This is a genomic window from Streptomyces sp. NPDC017940 (genome assembly GCF_044328435.1).
Classification (GTDB): domain Bacteria; phylum Actinomycetota; class Actinomycetes; order Streptomycetales; family Streptomycetaceae; genus Streptomyces.
Map to the genome: position 1 here is coordinate 877,877 of NZ_JBIRHJ010000001.1, position 17,295 is coordinate 895,171.

Annotated in this window: 17 protein-coding genes and 1 pseudogene; 7 read left to right on the plus strand and 11 right to left on the minus strand. The window is 72.7% G+C overall.

All coding sequences use genetic code 11. The features are described from left to right. Nucleotides 1-180 precede the first annotated feature (180 nt). Nucleotides 181-711 (plus strand): VOC family protein, encoded by a 531-nt coding sequence (locus ACH4DX_RS03650; protein ID WP_398153846.1) that lies wholly within the window; start codon nt 181-183, stop codon nt 709-711. A gap of 240 nt (nt 712-951) precedes the next feature. Here ACH4DX_RS03650 and ddaH read toward each other — a convergent pair whose 3' ends face one another. Together ddaH and ACH4DX_RS03660 are read right to left on the minus strand one after the other, a co-directional pair. Beyond that, the gene (ddaH, locus tag ACH4DX_RS03655; protein WP_398153847.1) at nt 952-1,818 is read right to left on the minus strand and encodes a dimethylargininase; all 867 of its coding nucleotides are present in this window, start codon (nt 1,816-1,818) and stop codon (nt 952-954) included. A gap of 90 nt (nt 1,819-1,908) precedes the next feature. Beyond that, on the minus strand, nt 1,909-2,178 hold the full coding sequence (locus ACH4DX_RS03660) for a DUF6243 family protein (protein ID WP_398153848.1): 270 nt from the start codon (nt 2,176-2,178) through the stop codon (nt 1,909-1,911). Between the two features lie 159 nt (nt 2,179-2,337). Between ACH4DX_RS03660 and ACH4DX_RS03665 the strand changes: the two genes are divergently transcribed. Beyond that, complete coding sequence (locus tag ACH4DX_RS03665) at nt 2,338-2,970, plus strand: TetR/AcrR family transcriptional regulator (protein WP_398117442.1); 633 nt, start codon at nt 2,338-2,340, stop codon at nt 2,968-2,970. 9 nt (nt 2,971-2,979) lie between these two features. Here the strand turns inward: ACH4DX_RS03665 and ACH4DX_RS03670 are convergent. Beyond that, nucleotides 2,980-3,240, minus strand: a pseudogene (locus tag ACH4DX_RS03670) (glycerophosphodiester phosphodiesterase); the annotation flags it as partial. Nucleotides 3,241-3,492: 252 nt separating this feature from the next. Here ACH4DX_RS03670 and ACH4DX_RS03675 point away from each other — a divergent pair. After that, nucleotides 3,493-4,251: a bifunctional DNA primase/polymerase gene (locus ACH4DX_RS03675; RefSeq protein ID WP_398117444.1), complete on the plus strand. Its 759-nt coding sequence runs from the start codon at nt 3,493-3,495 to the stop codon at nt 4,249-4,251. Nucleotides 4,252-4,446: 195 nt separating this feature from the next. Here ACH4DX_RS03675 and ACH4DX_RS03680 read toward each other — a convergent pair whose 3' ends face one another. The 4 genes from ACH4DX_RS03680 to ACH4DX_RS03695 all read right to left on the minus strand — a co-directional run bounded on the left by ACH4DX_RS03680 (nt 4,447) and on the right by ACH4DX_RS03695 (nt 8,555). Next, a complete protein-coding gene (locus ACH4DX_RS03680) occupies nt 4,447-5,421 on the minus strand; it encodes a hypothetical protein (protein WP_398153849.1) in 975 nt (324 codons plus the stop codon). 91 nt (nt 5,422-5,512) lie between these two features. Further along, the gene (locus ACH4DX_RS03685; protein ID WP_398153850.1) at nt 5,513-6,394 is read right to left on the minus strand and encodes a heme ABC transporter ATP-binding protein; all 882 of its coding nucleotides are present in this window, start codon (nt 6,392-6,394) and stop codon (nt 5,513-5,515) included. Continuing rightward, nucleotides 6,391-7,443 (minus strand): FecCD family ABC transporter permease, encoded by a 1,053-nt coding sequence (locus ACH4DX_RS03690; RefSeq protein WP_398154173.1) that lies wholly within the window; start codon nt 7,441-7,443, stop codon nt 6,391-6,393. Before ACH4DX_RS03690 ends, ACH4DX_RS03685 begins: the two co-directional genes overlap by 4 nt. A 104-nt stretch (nt 7,444-7,547) precedes the next feature. Next, nucleotides 7,548-8,555, minus strand: a complete 1,008-nt coding sequence (locus ACH4DX_RS03695) for a hemin ABC transporter substrate-binding protein (protein WP_398153851.1) — start codon at nt 8,553-8,555, stop codon at nt 7,548-7,550. 90 nt (nt 8,556-8,645) lie between these two features. Here ACH4DX_RS03695 and ACH4DX_RS03700 point away from each other — a divergent pair, with 90 nt between their 5' ends. The 3 genes from ACH4DX_RS03700 to ACH4DX_RS03710 all read left to right on the plus strand — a co-directional run bounded on the left by ACH4DX_RS03700 (nt 8,646) and on the right by ACH4DX_RS03710 (nt 12,731). Beyond that, on the plus strand, nt 8,646-10,235 hold the full coding sequence (locus tag ACH4DX_RS03700; protein WP_398153852.1) for an HtaA domain-containing protein: 1,590 nt from the start codon (nt 8,646-8,648) through the stop codon (nt 10,233-10,235). A gap of 121 nt (nt 10,236-10,356) precedes the next feature. Further along, on the plus strand, nt 10,357-11,955 hold the full coding sequence (locus tag ACH4DX_RS03705; protein ID WP_398153853.1) for an HtaA domain-containing protein: 1,599 nt from the start codon (nt 10,357-10,359) through the stop codon (nt 11,953-11,955). Between the two features lie 107 nt (nt 11,956-12,062). Beyond that, entirely contained in the window at nt 12,063-12,731 is a 669-nt protein-coding gene (locus ACH4DX_RS03710; protein WP_398154174.1) for a PhzF family phenazine biosynthesis protein, read from the plus strand. 124 nt (nt 12,732-12,855) lie between these two features. Here ACH4DX_RS03710 and ACH4DX_RS03715 read toward each other — a convergent pair whose 3' ends face one another. Beyond that, on the minus strand, nt 12,856-13,533 hold the full coding sequence (locus ACH4DX_RS03715; RefSeq protein WP_398153854.1) for a heme oxygenase (biliverdin-producing): 678 nt from the start codon (nt 13,531-13,533) through the stop codon (nt 12,856-12,858). Between the two features lie 192 nt (nt 13,534-13,725). Then, nucleotides 13,726-14,583: a type I methionyl aminopeptidase gene (map, locus tag ACH4DX_RS03720; RefSeq protein ID WP_398153855.1), complete on the minus strand. Its 858-nt coding sequence runs from the start codon at nt 14,581-14,583 to the stop codon at nt 13,726-13,728. A 58-nt stretch (nt 14,584-14,641) separates the two neighbouring features. Here map and ACH4DX_RS03725 point away from each other — a divergent pair, with 58 nt between their 5' ends. Continuing rightward, nucleotides 14,642-14,884 (plus strand): hypothetical protein, encoded by a 243-nt coding sequence (locus tag ACH4DX_RS03725; RefSeq protein ID WP_398117458.1) that lies wholly within the window; start codon nt 14,642-14,644, stop codon nt 14,882-14,884. Nucleotides 14,885-15,148: 264 nt separating this feature from the next. Here the strand turns inward: ACH4DX_RS03725 and ACH4DX_RS03730 are convergent, their stop codons facing one another. Further along, nucleotides 15,149-16,411 (minus strand): MFS transporter, encoded by a 1,263-nt coding sequence (locus ACH4DX_RS03730; protein WP_398118077.1) that lies wholly within the window; start codon nt 16,409-16,411, stop codon nt 15,149-15,151. A 160-nt stretch (nt 16,412-16,571) separates the two neighbouring features. Continuing rightward, the gene (locus tag ACH4DX_RS03735; protein ID WP_398153856.1) at nt 16,572-17,174 is read right to left on the minus strand and encodes a hypothetical protein; all 603 of its coding nucleotides are present in this window, start codon (nt 17,172-17,174) and stop codon (nt 16,572-16,574) included. Between the last annotated feature and the right edge of the window lie 121 nt (nt 17,175-17,295).

Below are 17,295 nucleotides of genomic sequence, written 5' to 3' on the forward strand. Positions count from 1 at the left end.
CGCCGCCATTCGTCGCCCGCGCCGACCAGGGGGCGGAGCGGTCGGCGCCTTCGGGCCGCGAACATGGCCCAAAGTGATTTAACCTTCAACCTACTTCGGCGGCATGCTGGTCATGGCCCTCGGCGACCCTCCGGGCGCCCGGACCGACACCCCACCCCCGCATGAGGGAGATGACCCGACATGCCCCACACCCTGCCCCTCCGCCTCCACCACCACGCCTGGACCACCGACGACCAGGAAGCCAACCGGCGCTTCTACGAGGAGGTGATCGGTCTGCCCCTGGTGGCCACGTGGACCGAGCGCGAGGTGATGTCCGGGGCCGAGCGCGCCTACAGTCACACCCTCTACGGCCTGGCCGACGGCAGCGCCCTCGCCTTCTTCCAGTTCGCCGACGCCAAGGACCAGGAGGAGTTCAGGACCAGCGTCCATGCGACCCCCCTGCGCCACATCGCCTTCAAGGTCGGGGCCGAGGTGCAGGAGGCCATACTCAAGCGCGTCGATACGGCCGACCACGCGGAGGCGAACGCCCACGTGATCGACCACGGCTTCTGTGTCTCGCTGTACGTCACGGACCCCAACGGGCTGATCTTGGAGTTCGCCGTCGACCACCCCGATGTGGACAGGATCGACGCCGAGCAGCGCGCCACAGCACACGCCGACCTCGCCCGCTGGCTCGCCGGGGACCACACAAGTAACAACCGCTGGCGCTGACCGCGACACTGGACGCGGGCCGAACCGCCCCCTGCGGGCGGGCTTCGGCCCGGCGGCGCGTGGACCCGCGCTACCGCGTCCCGTTGTACGGGACAGCTCTGCACGGCTCCACGGTGAGCGCCGAACGTTGGGCCGCGGGCACCGAGCGGCTCACGTCCTTCCGGTATCTCACCGCCGACCGGCAGGTCTGGACTGGGGTGCGAGTGGTCGTCGGCCACCCGCACCGCCGGGGCCGCCGCGCTACGCGGGGCGCAGCTCCTGCGTACAGCACTTCACACTGCCGCCACCCTTGAGCAGCTCGCCCAGGTCCATGCCGATCGGCTCGTAGCCCCGCTCGCGCAGCGGTGCGAAGAGACCGACGGCCTCCTGCGGCAGCAGTACGTGCAGCCCGTCGGAGACCGCGTTCAGACCGAGGGCGACGGCGTCCGGCTCCTCGGCGATCAGCGCGTCGGGGAACAGGCGTCGCAGCACCGCCTGGCTGCCCGGCGAGAACGCGGCCGGGTAGTACATGACGTCGTCGGTCGTGTCGTCGAGCACCGCGAGCGCCGTGTCCAGGTGGTAGTAGCGGGGGTCGACGAGGTCGAGGCCGATCACCGGGCGGCCGAAGACCTCCTGGGCCTCGCCGTGGGAGAGCGGGCTCGCGCGAAAGCCGCGGCCCGCGAGGACGTAGCCGGAGGTGACGGCGAAGTCGCCCTCGCCCTCGTTGATGTGGGTGGGTTCGTGGACCTCGGTGAAACCGTTGGCGCGGAACCACTCCAGGTGCGCCGCGGCTTCCGGTTTGCGCTCGGGGTGGACGAAGCTCGCGCCGAGGACCCGGCCGTCGACGACGGTGGCGCCGTTGGCCGCGTAGACCATGTCCGGCAGGTCCGGGTGCGGCCGGAGCACCTCGACGGTGTGGCCGAGCGAGCGGTACCGGTCGCGCAGTTCCTCCCACTGGGCGACGGCGAGCGGGACGTCGACGGGTTTGGCGGGGTCCATCCACGGATTGATGGAGTACGTGACCTTGAAGTGTGCCGGTGGGCACATCAGGTAGCGCCGGGGTGTGGCGCGCCGGGCGACTCGATGCAACGAAGGCTCCTCACGGACCGCAGGGGCTTTGCTGCCCATGGTGCGGTCTGAGGAGCCTTCGCGCAGTGATCTGAACCGTCCCGACTGAGCCGTGGGGCAATATTTACCCATGAAACGGACGTTCCGGCGTCACGAGGCGCTGTCGGACGCCCGAGCCTCCCCACTTTCTTGGTCTTCCCCGCTTCCCCTGCCCTCCCGGTTCTCCCTGCCCTCCCGGTTCTCCCGGCCTTCCCGGCCCTCCCGGCTTTCCTGGAGTTTGCGCAGCAGCTCCCGCTTCTGCTCCTGCGGGCTGAGGCCGCCGCCGAAGCGGTCCGAGCCGCGCCCGCCGCGCAGGGCCTTGCGGGAGAGATTGCTGCGCGTACCGCCGACGCCGAGCATTCCTGATCCACCTCGGGACATGTCGTACCTCCTGGAGAAGTTCTAGGCGAGACGTCTCGTCTCGAATCATTCTCGACAGTAGGCGAGACGGAGCGTCTTGTCCAGCGATTTGCGGCTCCCCGGGCCGGGAACGGCGATTGGTGAGACGCTGCGTCTCGTTTCGCTGCTACATTCGACCGCATGGCTCAGAAAACCGCCCCTGACTCCACGCGCCGCAGCGAGCGTTCGCGCCGCGCCATCTACGACGCCGCACTGGCCCTGGTCGGCGAGGTCGGCTACGGCAAGATGACCATCGAGGCGATCGCCGCCCGCGCCGGAGTCGGCAAGCAGACCATCTACCGCTGGTGGCCCTCCAAGAGCGCCGTCCTGCTCGACGCCTTCCTCGACCTCGCCGAGCAGGCCAACGCCGAGCTCAGCGAGCAGGCGGGACTCGACGAGCCCGCCACCGGGATCCCGGACACCGGCGACCTCGAAGCCGACCTCAAGTACGTGCTGCGCGCCACCGTCGACGAGATGACCGACCCCAAGTTCGACGCCCCGGCCCGCGCCCTCGCCGCCGAGGGCGTCGTCAACGCCGAGCTCGGCGCCGAATTCCTCGAGAAGCTGCTCGAACCGCAGCTCCAGCTCTATGTGCAGCGGCTGCGCGCGAGCCAGGAGCGCGGTGAGGTGGCCGCCCACATCGACCCGCGCATCGCCCTCGAACTGTGGACGGGCCCGCTCGCCCAGCGCTGGATGCAGCGCACGGGCCCGCTCAGCCACGCGTACGCCGACACCCTCGTCGAGTACTCCCTGTACGGCATCACGCCCCGCTGACGGGCCCGCTCACCGGCTCTGCACCGGCCGCACCGGCGTACGCGACAGCAGTCCCGGCGCGTCCGTGATCACGCCGTTGCAGCCGAGCCGCAGCACCCGGTCCCGCTGGCGCGGCGTGGTCACGGTGCGCGCCCCTACCCGCGGGACGCCGGAGTCGACCGCCCGCGGGAGATCCGCGTCACGTGCCTTGTGGTCCACGTCGAGGACGTCGAGGGAGGACGCCCAGTGCTCCGGGCGGTCGGTGCGCAGCCGGCTCCGAGAGCGCCACTGCCGGCGGACTCCACCCCCTGCCACTCCTTGCGGGTCAGGCCGCGCACCGGGCCCGTCGTGTAGGTGGTGCGGTCGTCACCATGACCGACACCGTAGGTGGGAGATACACCGCGGAGCGTGACATGACGCGCTATGTCCCCCGCCGCCTCGCATCGTCCCGGCCACCCCGGATGGGGACTACGGCCACCCGAGGAGCAGGATGGTGCGACCATGGGTCATGCTGTTCCGCACAATGGCGAGGTGAGGGGATAGATGGGCGAGGAGTTCGGCCGGTCTTCCGGCGCGCAGAGCAGGATCTCCCAGTGGCTTCGTCGCCGCGGGCGCACCGCGGAGAGCGGCGGCGCGGCTGCCGCCGAGGGCCGCGAGGGTCTGCTGCTCGCCGTCGCCGCCGCCGGGCTGCCGATCGCCCCCGCCGCGCATCCCGCCGGATACCGGTGTTCGTGCGACCGCATCGGCTGTCCCACGCCCGCCCGGCACCCCGTGTCCTTCGCCTGGCAGACGCAGTCCACCACCGACCGCGGGCAGATCGAGCGCTGGGCGCGCCATCAGCCGCAGGCCAACTTCATCACCGCGACCGGCATGGTCCACGACGTCCTCGACGTGCCCCTGGACGCCGGGCGCGCCGCGCTGCGGCGGCTGCTCGACGCCGGTGTGGACGTGGGGCCCGTCGCGGAGTCCGAGGGCGCCCACGACCAGGGCCGGATGCTGTTCTTCACGGCTACGCGCGGTACCCCCGAGGACGAGGACGAGTGGTGGCCGTGCGAGCTCGACTGCCATCCCGAGACGATGGACGAGCATCCCGGTCTGCGGTGGCACTGCCGGGGGTCGTACGTTCTCGTGCCGCCCGCCCGGCTGCCCGGTGACCTCGGGGTCCACTGGGTCCGTGGGCCCGAGTTCCCGTTGCCCGATCCGCTCACTCTGCTGGAGACCCTCACCGATGAGTGCGCGCGGTATGCGGGGGAGCCCCGCGATGATGCTGCGGTCAGCACCGCTTGGCCTCAGCGTGGCTGACCCCCGCCGGGGGTCGGCTTCCAGGGGGCTTTTCTTCTGGGGCTTCGCCCCTTTCCCCCTTGTCGGCGCTCCGCGCCTCGTCCTCAAACGCCGGACGGGCTGAAATATCGCGCCTCGTCGTCAGCCGTCGGGTGGGCCGGGATCCCGTGAGCTCCTCGTCAGCCTCGGACGGGCTGCAAACCGGCGCCCCAGCGCCTACTCGCCCTTCGCCCCCACCAAGCCCTGCATGCGGCTCAGGACCGACACCTTGCCGGAGCCCTGGGGAGTGAGGGCTACCTGGTTCGAGACGCGTTCCAGGGTGATGGACTGTTTGGCCTCGCCGCGCATGAGTGGCTTGACGTCGGGCTGCACGGTGACGTTCAGGCCCTTGGACGCGGTCTGCTTCTCGTAGTGGTGCGTGGTGAAGAACACCAGCGCGCCGCCGTCCTTCGTACGCAGGCCCACGGGGGCAAACGAGCCCTCGTTGCGCGGCTGGTCCAGGTACTGCACGGCGAGGCCCGGACGCTTCTTGCTGCGGTCGCGGGCCGCCTTCCAGTGCGAGGTGTGCGGCCCCGGCGCGAAGGTGTCGCCACCGGACCGCAGATAGTCCGCGTACGTGCCACTGAGCCGCCGCGGGGCCACCGCGAAGCCGCCGCTGTCCACCGCGACGGGCTCCACGTGGCCGTCCGCGTCCCTCTTCAGCTCGGGCAGCCGGTCGGGGTGCACCAGGTTCAGATAGGTCGCCTCCCACCGCGCGTCCGCGTCGGCGCGGGTGAAGACGATCAGCCAGCGGTAGTCGTCGGGCCTGCGGTTGGCGAGCGCGTCGACGACGAACCAGCGCGGCCAGCCCGCCTTCTTCGGGACGGCGTACGACACGTCCGTCAGCTCCAGCGGTACGTGCCGGGAGTTGCCGTCCGGGTTCTGCGCGTGCCGTGCCTCGAGGCCCGCCTGGTTGATGGCGCCGAGCGGACCGGTGACGCGGGCGGCGTCGAGAGCCGGGTCGTACGCCTTGTCCGCCTTGTTGTAGGCGGTGAGGAAGTCCTTCAGCGCGCGGGCGGCCTCCGGCCCTGTCGCGGTGCGCACGACCTCCCGCTCGCCGTGCACCGTCACGCACCCGCTCGCCGTCAGCGAGAGGACCGCCACCGCCGCCGCGTACGAGACCGTCCTGCCGGGCCTGCGAACCCTGCTCATCGGATACCTTCACCTACCCCTTCCCGGGCCCGAACCCTACCGGGGGTCGCGGGCGCCCCGACGCCGGGATGCGGCAGTGCGCCCAACGTCCTCAACCGCCCGCCGTGTCCCCTTTCGTCGGGCCGTCGGGCCCCGCCCGCCGGGGCGTCACCAGGAGCGTCCCGGTCCGCGGGTGCGCGAGGACCTCGATGGGCTGGCGGTAGACGTCCGAGAGGAGCCGCTCGTCGAACACGTCGCCGGGGGCGCCGTCGGCCGCCACCGTGCCGCCGTCCAGGACCACGGCACGGTCCGCGTACGCCGCCGCGAGACCCAGGTCGTGCAGGACGACCACCACCGCGTCACCGGCGGCGGCCCGCTCCCGGCACACGCGCAGGACCAGCTCCTGGTGGCGCAGGTCGAGCGCCGCCGTCGGCTCGTCGAGGAGCAGCACCGCGGCGCGCTGTGCGAGCACCCGGGCCAGCGCGACACGGGCCCGCTCGCCGCCGCTGAGCGCCGAGAACGGCCGCGCCGCGAACGCCTCGACCTCGGTGGCCCGCATGGCCGCGGACACGATCCGGTCGTCGTCGTCGGCGCGGTGCGTGCCGGCCCAGGGCGCGCGGCCCATCCTGACGACGTCCTCGACCGGGAACGGGAACGACAGCGTGGCCGACTGCGGCAGCACCGCGCGGCGCAGGGCGAGATCGCGCGCGGGCCAGTCGGCGGCGGGACGGCCGCGGACACGGACCGTGCCGGAGTCGGCGGGCAGGTCACCGGCCAGGGCGGCCAACAGGGTGGACTTCCCCGCCCCGTTGGGCCCGACCAGGGCGAGGACCTCGCCCGCGCGGGCCCGCACGGCCACCCCCTTGAGCACCTCACGCCCACCGAGCCGCACCCGCAGGTCCGCCGACTCCGCCAGCACCTCTCCGGGCGCCGCTGGCCCCGGCAGCGCCCGGTCGCGGCTCGCGAAGATCCGTCGGCCCCACGCGGTGCTCATGCCCAACCCCCTTGCTTGCGGCGGGTCCTGCGCAGCAGCCAGAAGAAGAACGGGCTCCCGAAGAGCGCGGTGAGCACGCCGAGCGGCAGCTCCGCGGGCACGGCGACGGTACGCGCGGCCAGGTCCGCGCCGACGAGGACGACGGCCCCGGCGAGCGCGCTGCCCGGCACCAGGAACCGGTGCCCGGGGCCTGCGGCCATCCGCAGCAGATGCGGCACCAGGAGCCCCACGAACGTGATGATCCCGGCCACGGCCACCGCCGCCGCCGTGAGCAGCGCCACCACGAGGACGAGCACCGTCCGCAGCCGCTCCACGTCCACGCCCAGATGGCGTGCGGGCCGCTCCCCGAGGGCGAGCAGGTCGAGATCGCGCGCGTACAGCGGCGCGACGAGCAGGCCCGCGACCGCGCACGGCAGGACCGCGAGCACCTTCGGCCAGGTCGCCTGCGCGAGCGAACCGAGCTGCCAGAACGTGATCTGGGTGACCTGCGCGTTGTCCGCGAAGAACAGGAAAAGGCCGATCAGCGCGCCCGCGAAGGCGTTCACCGCGATGCCCGTGAGGATCAGCGTGACCACCTCCGTGCGACCGCCCTCGCGCGACAGGACGTACACGAGGAGCACCGTCGCGAGCCCGGCGACGAAGGCGCAGACGGTCACCGTCCAGTTGCCGAGGAAGCCGAGGCCGAAGGCGATCGAGGCGACCGCGCCGACCGCCGCGCCCGCGGAGATCCCGATGACGCCGGGCTCGGCCAGCGGGTTGCCGAACACGCCCTGCATCAGCGCGCCCGCGCAGCCGAGCGACGCGCCCACGAGCAGCGCGAGCGTCACGCGCGGCAGCCGCACGTTCCACAGCACGCTCTCACCGACGCGGTCGAGCGCGTGACCACCGAGCCCGGCCCGGTGCCGCACGGAGGCGAGCACGTCCCCGAGAGGGATGTCGTACGCACCGATCCCCGCGGAGAGCAGGGCCAGGACGAGAAGGACGGCGGCCAGGGCGACGGCGAGGAGGTACGGCGCACCCCGCCGCACCCCGCGCGCCTCTCCGGCCACGCCTGCTTCTCCCGCCGCGCCCGCTTCCCCGGCCGTACCTGCTTCTCCGGTCACGCCCGCTTCCCCGGCCGTGCCCGGCTGCTCCGCCCGTTCGGTGGTCGCGCTCACTCGGCGTCCTTGTAGAGCTGGTCCACCAGGGACTTGAGCACCCGGTCGGTGCGGGGGCCGTAGTTGAGCAGGACGCCGTCCTCGATGGACACGACGCGGCGGTCGAGGCCCGCCGGTGTCTCGGCCACGCCGGGGATCTTCACCAAGCCGTCGACGCCGCCCACCGAGTCCAGGCCCTTCGACATCACGAGGACCGCGTCCGGCGCGGCCTTGGCCAGGGCCTCGCTCGTGATGGCCGTGAAGTCCTTCCGCAGGCCCGACGCCTTGCCCGCGTCGACCGCGCCCGCCGCTTCGAGCAGCGAACCCGCGCCGGACTCGCGCCCGCCGAGCAGATACACGGAGGCCGACCCGCGCAGGTAGAGGAACGCGACGCGCGGCTTCCCCGACCGTGCGGGCACGGACTCCCGTACCTTCGAGATCCGTTGCCGCGTACGGGAGGTGAGCTCGGCGCCCGCCTTCGGCACGCCGAGCGCCGCCGCCACCGCCCCGATGCGCGGACCCACGTCGGCGAGGCTCTTGGCCGGTTCGAGGACGATCAGGGGGACGCCCGCCGCACGGATCTGGTCGATCGCCTCCGCGGGGCCCGTCGTGGTGTCCGCGAGGACGACCGTCGGCTTCAGGGACAGCACGCTCTCCGCGGACACGTCGTGGGCCCGCGTCACCACCGGGAGCTTCTCGGCCTGTTGGAAGGTCGCGGTGATGTCACGTGCGACGACGCGCTCACCGAGCCCGAGGGTGAAGACGATCTCGTTCAGGCTGCCGGTCAGCGGCACGATCCTGCTGGTGTCGTCGACGGTGACCCGCTCGCCGTCGGCGGACCGCACGGTCACGGGCAACGTCGGCTCGGGCACGGCCGCGAGGGGCTCCACGCGGTCGGCGGCGGCCTTCGCCCGCGGCCCGCCCCGCGCCGGTCCGCCGTCGTCGGACGTTCCGCAACCGGCGAGGGTGAGCGCGAGCGCGGCCGCCACCGCGCCAACCGTCCGGAGTGAGCGCGGCTTGCGCACCTGAGTCACCGTCCTGTCGTGGGGTTCCCCGTAGGAATGATCGTAGATTAGGTTAGCCTTACCTTAGGAATCTAGACCCGGAGGGGTTCCATGTCGTCGTCGGGACAGCTGTCGCCGAGACGGTCGGCGGCGCGCCGTCGTGCCCGCGTCCGCACCGGCGCGGCCGTCGTCGTCGCCGGGCTCGCCGGAGCCCTCCTTCCGGCCGCCGCGGCGCACGCGGAGGAACGCACGGTGCGCGGCGGCAGGCTCGACTGGGGCATCAAGTCGTCCTTCCAGAGCTATGTCACCGGGCCCATCGCCAAGGGCAGTTGGGATCTGCGGGGCGGCGCGGCGACGGTCGGCGGCAGCCAGTTCCGCTTCCACTCGGCCAAGGGCTCCTACGACCCGGACACCGGCTCCTTCACCGCCGCGTTCAGCGGGGGCGTGCACTTCACCGGGCACAGGAAGGGCGGTGCGTACGCCCTCGACCTGACGATCAGCCGTCCCACCGTGAAGGTCACCGGCGGCTCCGGCACGCTCTTCGCCGACATGGTCAGCAAGGACAAGGGCACCGGGAAGGTCACCTCGACCGCCCGGGTCCCGCTCGCCTCGCTGAACGTCTCCGGCATCGACATGAAGGGCGGCACCGGGCCGATCGCCCTCACCACCGTCCCCGCGACACTCACCGCCCAGGGCGCCAAGGCCTTCGCCGGGTACTACCCCGCGGGCACGCAGCTCGACCCGCTGAGCCTGTCCACCGACCTGGCGGCACCGTCCGCCGCCACGAAGGACAGCAGGAGCGGCGGGGGCAGGAGCGACCAGGGCAAGGACGGCGGCAAGGGCAAGGACGGCGGCAAGGGCGGGAAGGCGGAGGCGGGGAAGGCGGCGGGGCGCATCGAGGACGCCGCCGTCGACTGGGGTGTGCGCCGTACGTTCCGCGAGTACGTCTCCGGGTCCATCGCGCGGGGCAGGTGGACGCTCACGTCCGGCGCGGAGGACGGCGGCGCGCTGTTCCGCTTCCCGCGGGGCGAGGGCACGTACGACGAGAAGCGGCGCACGCTGTCCGCCGACTTCGCCGGCGCCGTCCGCTTCACCGGCGAGCACGGCCTGGACATCGGCCTTCGCCGGGTCGCCGTCGACGTACGGGACGGCAAGGGCACGCTCTACGCCGACGTCCGCAGCAAGGACTTCACGAAGAAGAAGGCGCCGCTCGTCACCTTCACCGCCGCGGAGCTGGCGGGCCTCGAGCCGCGGCGCGGCCTGATCGCCGTCACCGAGGCCCCGGCGAGACTCACCGCCGACGGCTCCAAGGCGTTCGGCTCGCTCTACGCACCGGGCACCGCGATGGACCCGGTGTCCCTGGCCGTCGCCCTCGACGGTGACGCCGACCTGCCCGCGCTGCCCGACCTGGGCTCCGCCGCCGCACCCGGCGCGAAGGAGACCCTCGCCGGGGCCGGGCCCCGCCGGGCGGCGGCTTCGGACGGCGCCGAGGGCACCGCCTCCTCCGGCTCGTCGAAAGCCCTGCCCCTCACCCTTGCGGCGGCCGGGGCGCTGCTGGTCGCGGCGGTGGGGGCGGTGCTGTTCGCACGGAGGCGGCGGACGGCCACCGGGTCGGCTCCGTCCACGGGGTCGGCTCCGGCCACCGGCTCGGACCCGGCTGCCGGGTCGACTCCGTCCACCGGGTCCGGCGAAAAGCCTTGAGCGGCTCCGGAGACGCCTTGAGCGGCCCCCGAGTCCACTCTCCCCCTCCCACCTCTCCACCCCCTTCTCATGTCCCCCTCCCATTCCCCTCTCCCGTCCCCCTTCGAGGAGCACACTGACCATGGCAGCAACCCGCCGCCCCATAGCCCGCGCAGCGGCCGTCGCGACCGCCGCGGTACTCGGTGCCGCCGCGCTCGCCCTGCCCGCCGTCGCCGACACCCCGGCGGACACCCCTGCCGAGGGTGCGGCCGGGGCACCCCGGGCCCCCAAGGCGTTCACGCTCAAGGACGGCACCCTGGACTGGGGGCTCAAGGAGTCCTTCCGCAAGTACGTCACGGGCATGGCGCACGGGAAGATCAAGGCCGGTGGCGGCGCCGAACAGGCCCCGGGCAACGGGGTGTTCACGTTCACCGGTGGCAAGGGCACGTACGAGATGACCGGCCACGTCATGAAGGCGGCCTTCAAGGGTGACGTCCGCTTCACCTCGGCGCTGCACAAGTTCGACATCAAGATCGCCGACGTCAGGGTGCACACCGAGGGCAGGACGGGTGCCATCCAGGCCGACGTCACGCTCAACGGTGCCGAGCAGAACGACATCGACCTGGCCGCGCTCGACCTCTCCGGGGTCACGCCGGGGCAGGGCCCCGGTGGCACGATGACGTTCAAGGACATCCCGGCGACGCTCACGGCGAAGGGTGCGAAGGCGTTCAACGGCATGTACCAGAAGGGCCAGGCGCTCGATCCGGCCACACTGACGGTGCGCAACGCGGGCCCCGCTCCGTCGCCGGACCCCACGCCCAGCAAGCCCGGCAAGCCCAGTGAGCCGGGCAAGCCGGGCAAGCCGTCGCCGAAGCCCTCGGACAAGCCCGCGCCGAAGCCCACGAAGCCCACGAAGCCGACGCCGACGCCGAAGCCGACGTCCGGCACGGGCGGTTCCGGTGGCCGGGCGCCCTCCGGCGAGGTCGTCGGCGGCAAGCTGTCCTGGGGCCTGAAGGAGTCCTTCCGGCGCTACATCTTTGCGGGCGGAGGGGTGGAGGCGGCCGGGGGTGCCAGGAAGACCTCCGCCGGGTACGACTTCCCGTACGCGAAGGCGACTTGGGACGCCCGGGCCAAGAAGGTCAACGCGTCCTTCAAGGGCAGCGTGCGGTTCCGCTACCAGGGGCACGGCATCGACATGCGGTTCAGCGACTTCAAGGTCCGCGCGAGCGGCACGAAGGGCACGCTGTCGGTGGACGTGAAGACCCCGGCGGGCACCACCGATGACGTGCGGTTCGCGACCCTCGACCTGTCCGGTGTCCCGTACGCCGCGAAGGGCGACGTCGTCCAGCTCCGCAAGGTACCGGCGCGGCTCACCGCGGCGGGCGCCGAGCAGTTCGAGAGCGAGGAGATGGGGTCGGTGTACAAGGCGGGCGAGAAGCTGGACCCCCTGACGGTGGCGCTCACCCTGTCCGAGGACGCCGAGATCCTGCCGTCCGGGGGCGGAGTCGGGGCCTCCGGCCAGGCCGGCGGGGGCAGCGGTGACGCGGCGGCGGGCGGAGGTTCGGTCGGCGGCGGCAGTGTCGGCGGCGGTTCCGTGGGCGGCGCCGGGTCGCTCGCCGCCACCGGGTCAGGCACGCCGTCGGGGGCGCTGCTCGGGGTCGCGGGCGCGGTGGTCGTGGCCGGGGCGGGAGCGGTGTACGCGGCGCGACGGCGGCCGCTGCGTCCGCGCGGACACGCGTAGGGCGAGGGCCGTCGGCCTCCGGGACGGGGCGCGAGCGCCACGGGTGATGCTTCAATGCCGGAGTGAACGCAGAGACTGAACCCGGCGCGCAGGGAACGAGCGACGTCCTGGACGTGCACCAGGGAATCGACGTCGTACGGGTCTTCTGCGCGCCGGACGGACGGCACGGCAACGAACTCGGGGTCGTGCGCAACGGCGCACGGGTGGCCGCGCGGACGGACCGGCAGGCCCTCGCCGCCAAACTCGGCTTCAGCGAGACGGTGTTCGTGGACGACCCGGAGCGCGGCGCGATCGACGTCTACACGCCCACGGAACGGCTGCCGTTCGCGGGACACCCGTGCGTCGGCGCGGCCTGGCTGCTCGACGTCCCTGAGCTGGTGACGGCGGCGGGGGTCGTCGAGGCGCGGCACGACGGTGAGTTCAGCTGGATCGTGGCGCGGGCCGACTGGGCGCCGCCGCGGACCCTGCGCCGGTACGCGTCGGCAGCCGAGGTGGAGGCCCTCGCCGTGCCGCCCGCCGGCGAGGAGATCTACGCGTGGGCGTGGGAGGACGAGGCCGCCGGCCGGGTGCGCGCACGGGGGTTCCCCGGCCGCGGGGACGGCATCGTCGAGGACGAGGCCACCGGCGCGGCGGCGCTGCAACTCACCCGGGAACTCGGCCGCGCCCTCAACATCACCCAGGGCAACGGCTCCCAGCTCCTCACGGCACCGGCCCCCGACGACTTCATCGAACTGGGTGGCAGGGTGGCTTTTCCCCACCCACCCGCCCTTTCCTGACGCCGAAGGGGCAAGAGAGCCCGTCCGGCGTCTGAGGACGAGCCCGCAGCACGATTTCAGCCCGTCCGGCGTTTGAGGACGAGCGCGCAGCGCGATCGACGCTCACCCCGCCAGGGGGCAACTCCTACGCGGACAGCGGAAACTCCCCGCCCAGCTCCCGAAAGACAGCGGTGTTCAGAAGGAACGCGAACTTGCACTCGTCCACGATGCGCTGCTTCTCGAGCTCGTCGGGCACGACGGCGTCGAGCCCGTCGAGCAGCTCGCGGTACCCCCGCTTGAACGCGGCGGGGTTGGAGATCCCCTCGAAGACATAGAACCGCACTCCGTCGCCCTTGCGGTCGAAGCCCCACGTCTGCTCCGCCCTGCCGCGGATGATCTGTCCGCCGGACAGGTCTCCGAGGTAGCGGGTGTAGTGGTGGGCCACATAACCACCGGGCCAGGTGCGGGCGCACTCCTCGACGCGGGCCGCGTACGCCGCGGTGGCGGGCAGGGCGCTGAGGCCCGCGCGCCAGCCGGCGCCCCGCAGATGGGCGAGGTCCCGTTCGAGCTCGGCGACGCGCATCAGCTCGGGCCGTATGAACGGCCCGGCCACCGGGTCCTCGCGCAGCGTCCGCGCGGCGTCCTCCAGGGCGCGGTAGACGAACCACAGCTGTTCCGTGTACCTCGCGTACGCGGTCACGTCGAGGCGGCCACCGAGGAGGTCGCTCATGAACGGGGACGACTCCGCCTCCGTGTGCTGTTCGTGGGACGCGGTGCGGATGAGCGTCGAGAACGCGGGGCGCTGAGTGATCGCCGAGTCCATGGGGGACCTCCGGGCCGAGAGACGGGCGGGAACCAAGGTGGCCAGGACCGATCATCCAAGGTTAGGGTGACCTAAGTCAACTGGTTCCCGACATCCTGTCGGCAAAAAACGTACCCCTGTTCGCGATCACTGATGCGTGCGCGAGCAGAAACGCCGGGCCCCGACGGACGGGGCCCGGCGCTCTTTGGTCACTCAGGGCAGCGTGAGGATCTCCGCCCCGGTGTCGGTCACGACCAGCGTGTGCTCGAACTGCGCCGTGCGCTTGCGGTCCTTGGTCACGACGGTCCAGCCGTCGTCCCACATGTCGTACTCGTACGTGCCGAGGGTCAGCATCGGCTCGATGGTGAACGTCATGCCGGGCTGGATGACCGTCGTCGCGTGCGGGCTGTCGTAGTGCGGGACGATCAGCCCGGAGTGGAACGAGGAGTTGATGCCGTGGCCGGTGAAGTCGCGTACGACGCCGTAGCCGAAGCGCTTGGCGTACGACTCGATGACGCGGCCGATGATGTTGATCTGGCGGCCGGGCCTGACCGCCTTGATGGCGCGGTTCAGGGACTCGCGGGTGCGCTCGACGAGCAGCCGCGACTCCTCGTCGACGTCGCCCACCAGGTACGTCGCGTTGTTGTCCCCGTGGACGCCGCCGATGTACGCCGTGACGTCCAGGTTGATGATGTCGCCGTCCTTGAGGACGGTGGAGTCGGGGATGCCGTGGCAGATGACCTCGTTGACCGAGGAGCACAGCGACTTCGGGAAGCCACGGTAGCCGAGCGTCGAGGGGTAGGCGCCGTGGTCGCACATGTACGCGTGCGCGATCCGGTCGAGCTCGTCGGTGGTCACGCCGGGCGCGATCGCCTTGGCGGCCTCCTCCATCGCGCGGGCGGCGATGCGGCCCGCGGTCCGCATCAGCTCGATGGTCTCCGGGGTCTGCACCTCCGGACCGTTGTACGGCGTCGGCGCGGGCTTGCCGACGTACTCCGGGCGCCGGATGCTTCCGGGCACGGAACGGGTGGGAGAGAGCTCCCCTGGTACGAGCAGTGACTGGCCAGACATACCAGCGAGTCTAACGAGCACCCGTGGGGCAGCATGGCGGGAGAGAGAGGAGCTGGACATGGCGCTGTTCAAGAAGCGGACCGTGGGCAAGCCGGGGGAGTGGTACTACTGCCTGGACCACAAGAAGGTCGAGGAGGGGCCGGAGTGTCCCGGCAAGGACCGGTTCGGCCCTTATGCCTCCCGTGCGGAGGCCACCCGCGCGATGGAGAGCGCCGCAGAGCGCAACCTGGAATGGGACACGGACCCCCGCTGGCACGACCGCGGGCCGGGCACCGAGGGCCCCGACGCCGCCCCGCGCTGACGCCCACCCACGGTGGCGGACGGCGCCCCCTGCGGACGCCGCCCGCCACCCCTGCGGCAACCCGCCCCGCCCACGGGGCACCCGTCCAGCCCCGCAGGGCACCCGCCCCGCACTGCCGGGCACCCGCACCACGGGGCACCCGTCGAGTCTCCCGCGGGCGACGCACCCGCCCCCCTCTGTGGGCAACTGGCCCGCCAGGGGCGCGACGGGTGGGCACAGCCCCCGGCGCCGGGCAACCGTCCCGTGAGCGGCCGACCGGAAGACCTACGCCCCGGCGGCAGCCGCGTCGCGGCGACGCCGGGCGTCCACATCCGTGGCGGAGTCGTACCGCAACAGCGCGGGCATCGCCGCGGTCAGCGCGGCCACCGCCCCCACACACACGAGCCCGCCCGACCAGATCGCGGGCCGCGTCCCGCTCCACCCCGCCGCCGCACCGGCGCGGACCTGCCCGAGCTGCGGCCCGACGCTGTAGGAGAGCACCTCTATGCCCGCGAGCCGCCCCCGCAGCTCATCGGGGATGGTCTGGTTCCAGATGGTCGACCGCCCGAGCCCGCTGAGCATGTCGCCCGCACCGGCGAGCGCCAGACAGCACAGTACGAGCCACACGTTCGAGAGCAGGCCCGCCAGCGTGATCGCGGCGCCCCACCCCGCCGCCCCGCACACCACGAGCACCCCGTGCCGCCGCACCCGCGAGGTCCAGCCGCTGGTGAGGCTGAGGAGCAGCGAGCCGACGGCCCCGGCCGCGTACATCAGGCCGAGCGACCACTCGGCGTCCAGATCGTCCGCGAGGAAGGGGAAGATCGTGTTCGGGAAGGCGAACAGCATCGCCACGCCGTCGATCGCGTACGTCCCGAGCAGCACAGGACGCGACCACGCGTACCGCGCCCCCTCCGCGAGCCCCCGCAGGGAGGGCTTCTCCGCCCCGTGCGCGGCGGGCGCGGGGGTCAGACGGGTGCACATCGCCACCGACACGGCGAAGCCGACGACGGTCACCGCGTACGCGCTGGCGTGCCCGGCGTAGGCGACGACGACGCCCGCGAGCGCCGGTCCCGCGATGGCGCCCACGTTCCAGCGCAGCGAGTTCAGGGCGGCGGCGGCCGTGAGCTGGTCGTGCGGCACGATGCGGGCCATCAGCGAGTCGAGGGCGGGCCGCTGGAGCCCGGCGAGCCCCGAGACACCGGCGGCCACCACGTACAGCGGCCACAGCATGGGCTGCGGCAGGAGCGCGTTGACGAACAGCACGAGCGCGAGCAGGCCGAGCGCCGCCTCGGTCAGGAGGATCACCCTGCGCCGGTCCACGGCGTCCGCGAGCGCCCCGCCGTACAGGCCGCAGACGATCAGCGGCACCAGTTCCACGGCGCCCATCGCGCCGACCGCGAGCGGCGAGTCGGTGAGGTGCTTGATCTGGAGCGGCAGGGCGATCATCGCCATGAAGCTGCCGAAGTAGGTGACCAGGCCCTGCACCCACAGCAGGCGGAAGTCGCGGGTGGAGCGCCAGGGGGAGAGATCGGGCAGCAGGGCGACGATGCGTTTCACAAGGGGACATGGTCAGCGGCGGACGGCATCCCGCGCAAACGGTTTTGCGGGGCAACGGCCCTCCGGGGTCTCCCGGCGGGGAGCGCGGGTCCTTCCGGCGGGGAGCTGGGACCCTCCGGGAGCAAAGCACGGGGCCTCCAGGGAGCCCGGGTCACCACCGCGACGGCGGTGGCGCCGTCAGCTGGTCCGCGAGGCGGGAGAGCCGGTCACGCACCCGTCCGCGCCCCCGCGGCGCGGGGGCGCCGTTCTCGCCCGCCGCCGCGCTCACCAGGTGCTGGACGGTGTCCAGGTCCAGGCCCGAGCCGTCCGGCACCGTGAGCGCCTCGTGGGCGAGCGTGCCCAGGTCCCCCTCGTGCTCGTTCAGGGCGAACACCGCCGCGCCCGCCCGCCGCGCGTCGTGCACACGCGAAAGCAGCTCCGCCGGGGGCTCGGTGGGCGCCACCACGAGCAGCGTCTCGCCGCGCCGCGCCGCCTCGATGCGGCCGAGTCCCACCGAGAGCTGCGCGGGCGCGTCCGGGCGTGGCCGGTGCCGTACGAGGGTGGGCGTCAGCTCCGGGGTGCCGGACCACGCGGCCTCGTCCACCAGGTGCGCCGCCAGGTGCCACGGCTCGTACTCCCGGGTGCCCACGAGCAGGAGACCACCGCCCTGCGGCACCACGCTGGAGCGCAGGGCCCCGGCGAAACGGCGGGTGGCGCCCGGCCATTCGGTTCCGGCGAGAACTTCGCGCAACAGCGCGACGCGTACGGCGTCCATGCGGCGCATACTGCCTCAACGGGAGATTCGTCAGCGGGGGTTCACCGCGAATTCCCCCATGATGGGGAAGAGGCACGGATGCCAATGGGTAAAACTGAGCAGACTGAGCAGATCGAGCGGC

Bases quoted from the DNA above. Each gene is read 5' to 3' on its own strand.
- ACH4DX_RS03650 (WP_398153846.1), top strand. From the start codon at position 181: ATGCCCCACACCCTGCCCCTCCGCCTCCACCACCACGCCTGGACCACC.
- ddaH (WP_398153847.1), bottom strand. From the start codon at position 1,818: ATGGGCAGCAAAGCCCCTGCGGTCCGTGAGGAGCCTTCGTTGCATCGA.
- ACH4DX_RS03660 (WP_398153848.1), bottom strand. From the start codon at position 2,178: ATGTCCCGAGGTGGATCAGGAATGCTCGGCGTCGGCGGTACGCGCAGC.
- ACH4DX_RS03665 (WP_398117442.1), top strand. From the start codon at position 2,338: ATGGCTCAGAAAACCGCCCCTGACTCCACGCGCCGCAGCGAGCGTTCG.
- ACH4DX_RS03675 (WP_398117444.1), top strand. From the start codon at position 3,493: ATGGGCGAGGAGTTCGGCCGGTCTTCCGGCGCGCAGAGCAGGATCTCC.
- ACH4DX_RS03680 (WP_398153849.1), bottom strand. From the start codon at position 5,421: ATGAGCAGGGTTCGCAGGCCCGGCAGGACGGTCTCGTACGCGGCGGCG.
- ACH4DX_RS03685 (WP_398153850.1), bottom strand. From the start codon at position 6,394: ATGAGCACCGCGTGGGGCCGACGGATCTTCGCGAGCCGCGACCGGGCG.
- ACH4DX_RS03700 (WP_398153852.1), top strand. From the start codon at position 8,646: ATGTCGTCGTCGGGACAGCTGTCGCCGAGACGGTCGGCGGCGCGCCGT.
- ACH4DX_RS03705 (WP_398153853.1), top strand. From the start codon at position 10,357: ATGGCAGCAACCCGCCGCCCCATAGCCCGCGCAGCGGCCGTCGCGACC.
- ACH4DX_RS03715 (WP_398153854.1), bottom strand. From the start codon at position 13,533: ATGGACTCGGCGATCACTCAGCGCCCCGCGTTCTCGACGCTCATCCGC.
- map (WP_398153855.1), bottom strand. From the start codon at position 14,583: ATGTCTGGCCAGTCACTGCTCGTACCAGGGGAGCTCTCTCCCACCCGT.
- ACH4DX_RS03725 (WP_398117458.1), top strand. From the start codon at position 14,642: ATGGCGCTGTTCAAGAAGCGGACCGTGGGCAAGCCGGGGGAGTGGTAC.
- ACH4DX_RS03735 (WP_398153856.1), bottom strand. From the start codon at position 17,174: ATGGACGCCGTACGCGTCGCGCTGTTGCGCGAAGTTCTCGCCGGAACC.